This window comes from Borrelia duttonii Ly (assembly GCF_000019685.1).
In the GTDB taxonomy this organism is placed as follows: domain Bacteria; phylum Spirochaetota; class Spirochaetia; order Borreliales; family Borreliaceae; genus Borrelia; species Borrelia duttonii.
The window spans coordinates 1-12,619 of the sequence record NC_011249.1; the positions used below are offsets into that span (position 1 = coordinate 1).

Genomic DNA, 12,619 nt, shown 5'->3' on the forward strand with positions numbered 1-12,619 from the left:
GAAATTATTAATTTTTGTACAAATTACCTCTCAATATCAAATAGTACAGAACTTAAAGCAATAGGTATCTTGCTTTCTTCTGGTACTCCATTATCTCAATTCACCAAAAAAAAATTACTATCACTATCATCCAATTTACAAATTAGAAATCATACTTTGGGCAACTCCACACTCATTATAAATGCTATTTATTTCCTAAAAAAACATAAGTTTAATATTATTTATATAAAACTTAATCGTATTCTCAAAAAATTATTTCTTGCAAATATAACTACTAAACATTTAGAATATATTTATTCTATTATTCTTCAATCTCTAAACAAAAAGGACAATTCTTACTTTTATGAATCCATTTTAAAACATCCAAAATACAAAAGTATCAAACTTGTAAGTAAGCCTACTTCACTAAGTAGTCTTGAAAACTTAATTTTTATTAATTCATTTCAAAATTTACGTATACATACTGCAAATAGTTTACAATTTTTTATAAACAAATATATTTATCTATAATCATTAGTACAAAAATATTTTTTTTTAAAAATTAAACCTAAAAAATTATTTATTTCACTACATAACAACATCTTAATGTTATATAGTACAAATATTACATTATCTGCATTCAATAACAAAATTTTACTATCACTATACTTTTTTACATTTTTAATATATATTTATTAAATAAGGTATTAGATTTTTGTAAGTTTCAGTATATTTTTTCCTATACTAAATTAACACTGTAAATGAGCACCATTAAATTTCTTCAAATGACTAAAGTGTTTTGCGTAGATTATCTTCTATAATTTGTTATCTATACAATTTTATACAATAAACCGAATATTTTTGATTAGAACATATGTATCAATCAAGTAACATGTAATTAACAAAAATAACACCTCCCTCACTATTACAGAAAGAAGTGTGTACATCCTTCACAAAAACATATTGAAATCGGTTAATTTCAAAAGAAAACATCTCCTACCTGATACGCCTCACCAAGAACGAGAGAAATGTTTCCTTTAAATAACTTTTTATCTTACGTATCTTTATCCACAACTATTTATTGTTGTTGCACACCAGATGCTTCTGATGTCTTATCTTCTTGCTTAATTGTAGCCAATGTTTCATTTATCTTTTTTAATCCACTATCAACTGTATTTCTTATCGCAATTATAAGAGTACTTAGTGTTTTATTTACTGCACTTGCTGATGCACCATTTACCGCATACTCAGATTTATCTTCCCCATTCTTAGCAGCAAGTTGACCACCTTTAGCCATAGCTCTTAATGCTATCCCTCCTGCAATAACTGCATCTTTATTTGCTGATGCTACTGCAAGATCTTTATCATCAGCCTTACCAGCAGCAGCCTCACCAGAGTTAGCAATAGCTTGCAAAATATCAGCACCACTTACCGCTCCTATTGACGCACTTGCCGCTGCAGCCTGTTGTTCTGTTCCACTATTGGCACCTTTACCACTAAGCAACTTACCGATTGATTTTTTTTCAGTATCTCCAGTCTTTGTAGCATTTGAATCCCCTTCACCCTTCTTTAAAACTACGTCAACTACTTCCTTAATTCCTTTAACGAGAGCATTTATACTTGCAGCTTCTGCAGGTTTAGCATCCTCATTTTTGACAGCATTTCCTATAGCAATATCACCAGTAGCCCCTTTTGCTGCTTCCTTTACTCCTGCAACAATCTTATCTAAAGTACCAGTAATAAAATGCTCAACAACTGTTTTAACTTTTTCATAATTCCCATTCTTTACCACTTCTGATTGCAACTTCTCCTTAACTGAAATCATAGTCTTCTCAATATCACTAAAATACTTCCCTATATCACTTTTTTTAGTCTCTGCCTTTATCCCCAATGTCCCTGTAATCATATCGCCAAAACTCACAAATACGTCCAAAAATCCTTTCCCTAAATTTACCATCTCACTCAAAAATACTTTCTCCGGATCCTTTACTCCCCCACTATTACATCCCATCATCATCATCACCATCATCATCATTAATATCACTACTCTTACTTTCCCCTCTTCTTTTTTCTCTTTCTTCATTCTTCTAGCCTCCTTATTTTTTATTTTTTTCTAGCTTTTACTTAGCTTTCCTTTAAATCTTAGGAAGACACAAAAAATATGATTTATATATATATTATGTTAAGGTTATTAAATAAGAATGCTAAAAAGGAAGCAATAAAGCTTTCTTTTGTTATTTGCAGTATTGTATTAATAATTCACCTATTAATTAGCTATTCCTAATTAGCTATTGTCCCAATGTACTAAAAGCCTTATTTATTGCAATTGCTACTGCTCCATTGACTGAATAAGATGATTTTTTCATCCTTTTTAGACACAAATTCATCATCCTTCGCCATCTATATTAACGCTATCCCTCCTGCTATTACTGCATCCTTCTTTGCTTCATCAACCGTAACTCTCTTTCTGATCTTCCTTCTTAGCAGCAGCAATAATTGAAACGTCTTTTGATTCTTCAATATTTTATTTAATTCGAAAACTTTATACTTCTTAAACTTACTTCAACAGCAAAAACGTAATAAAAATGAATAAATTTTATCTAAATCAAAATTCTCTGCCTAAATGAAAAAATAAAAAACAACTACCTTCAATTAAAAAATATTTCCCTTATTTATCTTTATTATTTAGTTTAACGATTTATTTAATAAAAAGAGTTTAAATAATACAAAAATATAAAGGAAATATATTAAATTACTTGAATTAAAAAGAAAACATCTCTCTATAGCCCTAACAAAGGACAAGAGAAACATTTCCTTTCATAACTTCTTTTATTTTACTGATTTGTATTATCTACAATCATTAATTATTGTCCACTAGTTACAACTCCTGCTATCCTATCCTCTTGTTTAATTGTACCCAATACTTCATTTATCTTTTTCAAACCACTATCAACAGTATTTCTTATTGCTATTATTAGCGTACTTAATGTTTTACCAACAGCACTTGCTGCTGCACCATTGACTGCATGAACAGATTTTTCTTCATTATTCTTAGCAGTAAATTTACCGTTTTTAGCCATTGCTCGCAATGCTATACCTGCAGCAATTATTGCATCTTTTTTTGCCGATTCTTCTGAAATTTCTTTTTTATCATCTTTAGCTGGAGCAACCGCAATCTCTGCTGCATCTGTTGCTTTTACAATTCCTTCAGCATCATTAACTTTAGGATCTTCTTTAGACTTTACTATTGCCTTCAATATATCAGCACCACTTACTGAGCCGATTGAGGCATTTGCGGCTGCTGCTTCAGCCTCTTGAGCTCTATCATCATCTTTCTTTGCAAAAAGTTTACCAATTGATTTTTTCTCTGTATCTCCAGTCTTAGTAGCGCCTGCATTCCCTTCATTATCCTTTAAAACCACTCCAACTATCTCTTTAATTCCTTTAACTAGTGAATTAACAGCAACTCTATCTGCAGCATTAGCATCTTGACCAGCTTGAGTAGCACCACCAATCTTATCATCACCAGTAGCCCCTTTTGCTGCTTCTTTTGCTCCTTCTGCAATCTTATCTACAGTACCACTAATAAACTGCTCAACAACTGTTTTAACCTTTTCATATTCCCCATTCTTCGCAACTTCTGTTTGCAATTTATTTTTAACAGACTCCATTGTTGCTGCAATATCAGTAAAATACTTACCTATATCACTCTTCTTCGTATCCGCTTTTATCCCCCCAATGTCCCTGTAATCATATCGCCAAAACTCACAAAAACATCTAAAAATCCTTTACCTAAATTTACCATCTCACTCAAAAATACTTTCTCTGGATCCTTACCCCTACTATTACATCCCATCACTACCATCATCATTTTTCTGATTTGTCTCTTCTTCTTTCTTTCCATTTTTACCAATCTCCTATTTTTTGTATGTTTTATTAAGACTAAAAGGCACAACTAATAAAAAAGCAAAAAAGAATAAATCAAATCAACGATATGATTTATTGAAATATAATTTATATAACTATACACAACTACTGCACATTAAATAATAGAGCTCTATCTTCTCTCTCTTATCTGCTTTTCTTTATTCAAGCTAAACCTTTCTACATTTTTATATATATCTATTACGTAAGATATTGGCTCTTTGTAAGTTTCAATGCATATTTCTATACCATACTAAAATTAACATTATAAATGGGTACCATTAAGTCTCTTTAAATAACTAAGATATTTCATATAGATGGTTAAAAACTTACTTTTTATAATTAATTACACATTATATTTTTACAAATTCTTACAACTATACAAATCTGTACAATTTTATACAAAAAACCGAATATTTTTAATTAGAACATATACATCAAATAACATAATTAACAAAAATAACACTTCTCTCTATTATAGCATTATAAAAAGAAGTGTTTACATTTCATAATTTATTAATCACTATTTATTCTTTATTTAGTAACAACAGATTGAGTAGCATCAGATTGACTAGCCGCGGTTCCACCACTTTCAGAGTATTTTATTCCCTTCACTGCTTCTCTTATTTTATCTAAATTACTTTCTACTGTTTTCTTAATTATTATATCAAGTATCCCTAATACCTTATTTACTGCACTTACAGAAGCTACCTTAACTGTTTCAATATCTGCAGCATTAGAACCAAACTTACCACCCTTAATCATTGCTTTTAATGCAACAGCTGCTGCTAAATCGGCATTGGTCTTTGCGCCTGAATTAGCAGCAGCAGCATTAGCATTAGAAGCAGTTAGTGCCCCAGTCTCATTATTATTGCCAGCATTAAGAGCAGCACCATCAATAGCCCTAGCATTTTTAATCTTATCAATCATTGCCCATGAATCGGCTTTTGAAACTTCAGATGCCAATTTATCACCAGCTCCCTGACCTGCATTACTATTATGACCACCAAGAACAGCAGGGGCATCAGTAGCATTAGCAGCTGTTACCTGACCACCAGAATTAACATCACCAATTGGACTACCATCATTAGTTACACCAGCAAGTTTAGTTAGTGAAGTAATTAGTCGTGTAAAAACATCACTTGCTCCTTTGATTGCACCTTTAACAGCTTCAATTGTAACTCCATCAGCATTCTTAGCTTCAGATATTTTAACTTTTAACTCCTTTAACTTATTCTTAGTTGTTGTAAGTCCTTCTCCTACTTTCTTAAAATGTTCTCCGACTTTACTTCTATTATCTCCCACTTTAACTACATTAAACCCTAATACATCCCCTATTGCACTCCCAAACCCAGCAAAAATCTCCTGAAACCCCTCTCCTATCTTTACTAATGACTCTAAAAAACTATTCTTCCTTTGCTAAAGTCTACCTTCCCCTCTCCTCCAGATACTCCCCCACTATTACATCCCATCACTATCATCATCATTAATATTATTACTCTTCTATTCACTCTCTCCCCTCTCTCTATTTATTTCTCTCTTCCCTTTTATTCCTTTTATTTCCTCTATTTTCATTTCCTTAGCCTCCTTATTTTGTTTTTTTATAGCTTTTCTTTAAAAGATTAGAGGCAAAAAAATACGATTTATATAAAATATTATTCATATAACACATACAATACTGATAATTAATTCAAGTTATATTATAAATATTACTAATTGAATTTATTCACTAACTTTAGCAACAGGATTATTTCCTTGTTTAATTGCTCCCAATATATTCTTAATCTATCCCATCTGCTACTACTGCATCTCTCCTTGCACCAATCCTTAATTTCTTTTTATCATTAACAAGCTGAAGCAATAGAAATCTCTGCTACATCTCCCGCTTTCTCAATTCCATTCATATTTTTTTTCCTTCTATCTCTATTAATCTAGTTCAAAGATTTTATTTATACTTTCTAAACCTACTTCAATAGAAAAATCACAAATTAAAAACGCAAAAAAGAAAACATCCTTACTACAAAAATAGAAAAGTGTTTCTCTGTTTTGTCTTTATTATTTAGTTTTACGATTTATTTAGTAGAAAAAGTTTGAACAATACCAAATATAAAGGAAATATATTAAATTGCTTAAATTAACAAGAAAACATCTTCCCTATATACTTTACAACAATAAGAGAAGTGTCTCCTTGAAATAACTTTATTTACTTTACTAATTTTTTCTACAATTATTTATTGTTGTCCACTAGCTGCCACGTTTGCTGATGCCTTATCTTCTTGTTTAATTGTAGCCAGTACTTCATTTACCTCCTTTAAACCACTATCAACAGTATTTCTTATTGATATTATTAGCGTATTTAATACTTTAGTTACAGCACTTGCTGCTACACCATTGACTGCATGTGCAGATTTATCTTCATTCTTAGCAGCAAATTTACCTCCCTTTGACATTGCTCTTAAAGCTATTCCTGCAGCTATTACTGCATCTTTTTTAACATCATCAACATTAAATTCAGTACCAGCATTTTCTTTCTTAGCAGCAGCAATTTCAGCAGCATTCTTTGCATTAACAATCTGAATTTCATTATCAGCAGCATTAGCAGATTTAGCAATAGCTTGCAATATATCAGCTCCACTTACTGCTCCTATTGACGCACTTGCTGCCGCTGCATGTGCATCTGTTCCATCAGCAGCATTAGTACCACTAAACAATTTCCCAACTGATTTTTTCTCTGTATCCGCTGTTTTTGTAGCAGTAGCATCTCCCTCATTTGCTCTTAAAACAACAGCAACTATAGTTTTAATTCCATTAACAAGAAAATTAACTGAATCTTTGTCAGCAGGAGCAGCGTCTTGTCCAGCAGCAGATGCAGCACTAATTTTATCATCACCACTAATACCCCCAGCCGCAGTTTTTGCTCCTTCTTCAATCTTATCAATAGTTGTGATAAATTCACCAACCTTCTCTTTTACCTTTGCATAATGCCCATTCTTTTCTAAAATCTTCCCTAATTTCCCTCTAACTTCCTTCATTGTCTCTGCTATCTTAGTAAAATATCCACCAATCTCACTTTTCTTTGTATCAGCCTTTATCCCCAATGTCCCTGTAATCATATCGCCAAAACTTACAAAAACATCTAAAAACCCTTTCCCTAAATTTACCATCTCACTCAAAAATACTTTCTCTGGATCATTACCTCCACTATTACATCCCATCATCATCACCATCATCATCATTAATATCACTACTCTTACTTTCCCCTCTCCTTTTTTCTCTATATTCATTCTTCTAGCCTCCTTATTTTTTATTTTTTTCTAGCTTATCTAATAAAGGAAGCAAAAAAATATGTGTTATATAACACATACAATACCGCAAATAAAAAAAGAGAGCTAAAATAAGCCCTCTTAACTAATTATTTACCTAATTAATCCAAATATATTCAAAATATTTCTAATTCAAACTATTCACTAACTTTAGCTTCAGAACCCTCTCCTTGCTTAATTTCTCCTAATAATTTATTAATCTCTTTTAATCCTAAATCCACTCTATTCCTGATTGCTATTGTCAATGTACTCAATACCTTACTTACTGCACTTGCTACTACACCATTTACTGCATTAGCATATTTATCACTAGCATCCTGCTTAGCCGCAAATTTACCATCTTTTGCCATTGCCCTCAATGCTATCCCTCCTGCTATTACTGCATCTTTTTGTGCTCCCTCTTTAATCTCTTTTTTATTATCAACAGCTTTAGCAACTGCTATCTCTGCTGCATCTACAGCTTTCTCAATTCCATCAGTATTATAAACTTGAGGATCTTCTTTAGACTTAGCTATCGCTTGCAATATATCTGACCCACTTACTGCCCCTATTGACGCTGCTGCTGCTTGGGCTGCCGCATTATCAGCTCTATTAGCATCAGTAGTAGTAAACAACTTACCAACATCTTTTTTACTATCATCTTTAGTAAAATCAGCTCCCCCATCTCCCCTCCCTTTTAAAACAATTTCAACTATCTCTTTAATTCCTTTCACTAGAGATTTAACACTTTGTAATTCTGAAGGAGATGCATTCTGATTTTTGACAGCACTTCCTATTACTTCACTACCTCCAGCACTAACTCCCAAAGCAGCCTTCTTAGCTCCTTCTTCGATCTTACTTATCTTTCCAATAAATCCCTCTACCTTCTCTTTCACCTTCGGATAATGCCCATTCTTTTCCAAAATCTCCCCTAATTTCACTTTTACTGTTTTCATCGTATTCCCAATCTTACTAAAATAAGCCTCTATTTCACTTTTCTTTGTATCCGCTTTTATCCCCAATGTCCCTGTAATCATATCGCCAAAACTCACAAACACAATCTAAAAATCCTTTCCCTAAATTTACCATCTCACTCAAAAACACTTTCTCCGGATCTCTACCCCCACTATTACATCCCATCACTACCACCATCATCCCCATTATTATTCCTTTTACTATTCTTCTTTCCATCCTTCCCTTTCTACTCTCCTCTTCCTTTCCCAATTCTTCCTTCCCTTTTATTTCACCTTCTTTTCCTTCTCTCTTCATTTTCTTCGCCTCCTTGTTTTATTTATATGCTTTTCTTTAAAACTTAGTAAGACATAAAAAACAAAATCAGAGCCACAATAAATAGATAGATGGCAATTATTAAGAACTACATTTCTGGTAAAGTAAAATTATAACTGTAATACTAATACTCAATAATGGTAGTATTGATCATGGCTTTTCTTAGAGTAAATTTAACATCACACTTTTTATATGAAACTCTAAAACACTTTAAACCGTATTATATCTTAAATCAAATCTGATTAGTAAAAAATAACGTTATGAATATTTTACTTCAAGTGTTTTTTACTTATGTTTAAACTTTGATTTTTCCCTTATAATAGACATTATCAACGTTAATTGCTTTTCTTTATAGTATTAGCATATGACATTGTTTATCCCACTAAACCAATTACTATAATAACAATATAGTAATATAAAAGGAAATCCAAATTTATCTCCTAGATTTCCTTCTATTCTTACTTTTAAGTATTTAATATCTATCTTACTGGCTAACTGGATTTTTTGGTTTTCTTGCCTCATCTACCCCTTTCTTTACTTTTTCTAACACATTCTTTACTGTCTTTTTTATCATATCTTCTACCGACACTAATAATTTATTTACTGCTGTTATTCCTACTGCTTGCACTGCTTTGTCATTGTCATTATTATTTGAAGCTAGTTTTCCATCCTTAACTAAAGAACGTAATGCTATACCTCCTGCCACTGCTGCTGATCTTGGTGTATCAGCAGTTGATAAATGAGCAGATGTGCCTCCTACTGCAAATTCCAATGGGGTCGTATTTTCATCTGCATTATCTGATAATGCTTTAGCATGTCCTTCCTGTGACTTAATTATTGATGCTAAAATATTCTCTCCACTCACTGATGACACTATCAACGCAGCTTTATCTGAATCTGTTGCACCTGGTGCATTATCCGTAGCTAATATTTTAGCTCCATTCTTATTATCTAAATTATTTACTTTTACTGCTGTGTTTTCTGCTTTTGGCTCTGGAACACCTTCTGTTTTAGCTATATTCACTATTCCTTGCAGTGCTTTAAGAACTTTCTTCAAGACACTCTCTTCTGCTTTAGTTCCTGCAGAATTACTAGCTGTCCACCCTACTAGATTAGCATCACCTACTTGACCTAAAGATTCTAAATGAATTTTTAATGAACTTAAAACCTCCTTGGCTGCATCAACTGCAACTCTAATTGCATTCTTTGATTCATCGCTTTTATCAACACCTGATGTTGCTTTGCTTGCTACTTTTTCTAATTCGTCTGATGCTTTTTCAAGTTTACCACTTAAACCGTTAAAATATTCTCCTACAGCATTTTTTTTTGTATCTTTAGTAACTTTCAATCCCAATGCATCTGACATTAACTCTATAAATGCATAAAATGCATTCTCTGCACTTCTCCCTACTTCCATCATTGCCCCACTTAATCCTCTCCCGTCTCCTCCTCCTGTCCCTTCTCCTTTCACTCCTCCACTATTACATCCCATCATCACCATCATCATCATCAATAATATTACTCTTACTTTCCCCTCTCCTTTTTTCTCTATATTCATTCTTCTAGCCTCCTTGTTTTTTCCTTTATTTATAGCTACTTTATAGCTTTTATTTAGGAAGCAAACAAAAAAGTCAATAAATTATGATTTGTATGAATATTATTCATACAACATACACAATATTGCAAATAAAAAAGAGAGCTTCATTGCTCCCTTTTCAGCGTTCTTATTCAATAATTTTAACTATATTCAATATAAACTTAATTCAACTATTAATTAGCCTTAGACTCAGAATCCTCTCCTTGCTTAATCTCTCCTAATACCTTATTTATCTCTTTTAATCCTTCATCCACTCTATTCCTTATTGCTATTGTTAAAGTAGACAATACCTTGCTAACAGCATTAGATGATACACCCTTAGCTCCTTCTGCTTCTGTTTTATTAGCAGCATCATCTTTTACAATAAACTTACCATTCTTTGCCATTGCTCTTAATGCTATACCAGCTGACATTACTGCGTCTTTCTTTACTGCTGCATCTAAATCAGTAGTTTCAGTGGAATCACCATTAGCCATTGCAAGTCCCGCTGCATCTTTTGCTGCACTTGCCTTCCCAACAGCCACATTACCACTAGACTTAGCTATAGCTTGAAGAATATCAACGCCACTCACTGCTCCTATAGATGCACTTGCCGCTGCTATATGTTTCTCTTCTGCTCCACTGCCAGTCTTATCACCAAATAGTTTACCTATTTTTTTCTTATCGTCATCAAGAGATTTAGTTACATCTTTTAGTCCATCACCCTCGTTTGGTTTTAACACTACATCTACTATAGTCTTTATTCCCTTAACTAAATTTATTACACTAGTTGCTTCTGCCCCTTTACTAGCATCAGCAGCTTTTTCTATATCTCCTAAATTACCACTAGCATCTTTAATACCACTAGCTGCTTCCTTTGCTCCTTCTGCTACTTTATCCAATATACCATTAATAAACTGCTCAACTACTTCTTTCACTTTTGGATAGTCACCATTCTCTGCCACTACAACGTTTAATTTACTTTTTACTGAACTCATAGTCTTCTCAATATCGCTAAAATACTTCCCTATTTCACTTTTCTTCGTTTCCGCCTTTATCCCCAATGTCCCTGTAATCATATCGCCAAAACTCACAAATACATCTAAAAATCCTTTCCCTAAATTTACCATCTCACTCAAAAATACTTTCTCCGGATCCTTACCACCACTATTACATCCCATCATCATCACCATCATCAATATTATTACTATTATTTTCCCTATCATTATCTCTTACATACTCTTCTATTTGCCCTATTTCTTTTTTTCCTTTCATTTCTTTCTTAGCCTCCTTACTTTTATTTTTTATATTTAGCTTTTCTCTTAAGGATTAGAAGAAAAAAATATGCTTTATATAAAATATTATTTATATAACATACACAACACTGTAAATAAAAAAAAGAAAGCTTTATCGCTCCCTTTGCTAATATTTCTATCTAATCATTTTCAACTATATTCAAATCTTACTGCTGACCCACTGCTTTTGGATCTCTTGCCTTATCTACTTCTGCCTTTACTTTCTCAAGTACATTCTTAACTGTCTTTTTTATTATATCTTCTACTGCTACTAATAGTTTATTTACTGCTGTTATTCCTGCTGATTGTACTGCCTTTTCATCGTTATTCGTACTATGTGAAGCTAATTTACCTCCTTTAACCAATGAACGCAATGCTATTCCTCCTGCTACTGATGCTGCTTTTGCATTAGCATTAGCCACATTATCTGCTGTTCCTCCTACTGCAAATTCCAATGGTGTTGTATCCGCCACTGCTGCTGCTCCTAGTGCTTTAACATCAGTGTCTTTTGATTTTACTATTGATTCTAACATTCCTTCACCACTCACCGCTGATACTATTAATACTGCTTTATCTCCCACTGCCGCTCCTGCAGCACCTGTAGCTAACACCTTGGTTCCATTTTCCGGACTAGCTACTCCTAATGATGCTTGGGACAATGTCACACTACTCAAATTTAGTTCTTTAACTTGTTGTGCCTTAGCTGTCTCAACTATTCCTTTCAATGCTTTATACACTATCTTTAATGCATCCGCATTTACTGCCACCCCGTCTTGTTGAGAGGTCACCCCAACAACTTTGTTATCATCACCTATTCCCTTTAATGATTCTAAATGGGTTTTCAATGAACTTAAAATTTCCTTAGCTGTATCAACTGCAATTCTAATTGGATTTTTTGATTCATCGCTTTTATCAACACCTATCATTGCTTTTTTAGCCACTTTTTCTAATTCCTCTGATGCTTCTCCAAGTTTACCTCCTAAACTATCAAAATAACCTGCTACATCACTTCTCTTCGTATCTTGAGTCACTTTAAATCCCAATGTATCTGCCACTAACTCTATAAATGCATAAAATGCCCTCTCTGCACTCCTCCCTACTTCCATCATTGCTCTACTTAATCCTCTCCCACCACCTCCTCCTGTTCCTTCCCCTTTTACTCCTCCACTATTACATCCCATCACTATCATCATCACCATCCCCCCAAAAAACCAATCTCTCAAAAGCCCCTCTATTCCCTTATTTATCCTATTTAC

5 protein-coding genes and 4 pseudogenes are annotated in these 12,619 nt (G+C 33.0%); 1 reads left to right on the top strand and 8 read right to left on the bottom strand.

Annotation, left to right across the window (positions count from 1 at the left end; genetic code table 11):
* Window positions 1–510 (top strand): annotated as a pseudogene (locus BDU_RS08645) (hypothetical protein); the annotation flags it as partial.
* Between the two features lie 547 nt (window positions 511–1,057).
* On the opposite strand, the gene BDU_RS06085 reads toward BDU_RS08645, so the two are convergent.
* The 8 genes and pseudogenes from BDU_RS06085 to BDU_RS06120 all read right to left on the bottom strand — a co-directional run bounded on the left by BDU_RS06085 (window position 1,058) and on the right by BDU_RS06120 (window position 12,562).
* On the bottom strand, window positions 1,058–2,062 hold the full coding sequence (locus tag BDU_RS06085; RefSeq protein ID WP_012539493.1) for a variable large family protein: 1,005 nt from the start codon (window positions 2,060–2,062) through the stop codon (window positions 1,058–1,060).
* A gap of 781 nt (window positions 2,063–2,843) precedes the next feature.
* Window positions 2,844–3,883: pseudogene (locus tag BDU_RS06090) on the bottom strand (variable large family protein).
* 554 nt (window positions 3,884–4,437) lie between these two features.
* Window positions 4,438–5,390: pseudogene (locus tag BDU_RS06095) on the bottom strand (variable large family protein).
* 744 nt (window positions 5,391–6,134) lie between these two features.
* Window positions 6,135–7,187, bottom strand: coding sequence for a variable large family protein (locus BDU_RS06100; protein WP_012539494.1), 1,053 nt, complete (start codon window positions 7,185–7,187; stop codon window positions 6,135–6,137).
* Window positions 7,188–7,363: 176 nt separating this feature from the next.
* Window positions 7,364–8,396, bottom strand: a pseudogene (locus BDU_RS06105) (variable large family protein).
* 580 nt (window positions 8,397–8,976) lie between these two features.
* Entirely contained in the window at window positions 8,977–10,050 is a 1,074-nt protein-coding gene (locus BDU_RS06110; RefSeq protein WP_012539495.1) for a variable large family protein, read from the bottom strand.
* Window positions 10,051–10,262: 212 nt separating this feature from the next.
* Window positions 10,263–11,264 carry a variable large family protein gene (locus BDU_RS06115; protein WP_318250825.1) on the bottom strand — a complete coding sequence of 334 codons (1,002 nt, stop codon included), beginning with the start codon at window positions 11,262–11,264 and terminating at the stop codon, window positions 10,263–10,265.
* A 266-nt stretch (window positions 11,265–11,530) separates the two neighbouring features.
* Window positions 11,531–12,562: a variable large family protein gene (locus BDU_RS06120; protein ID WP_049752297.1), complete on the bottom strand. Its 1,032-nt coding sequence runs from the start codon at window positions 12,560–12,562 to the stop codon at window positions 11,531–11,533.
* Window positions 12,563–12,619: the final 57 nt, after the last annotated feature.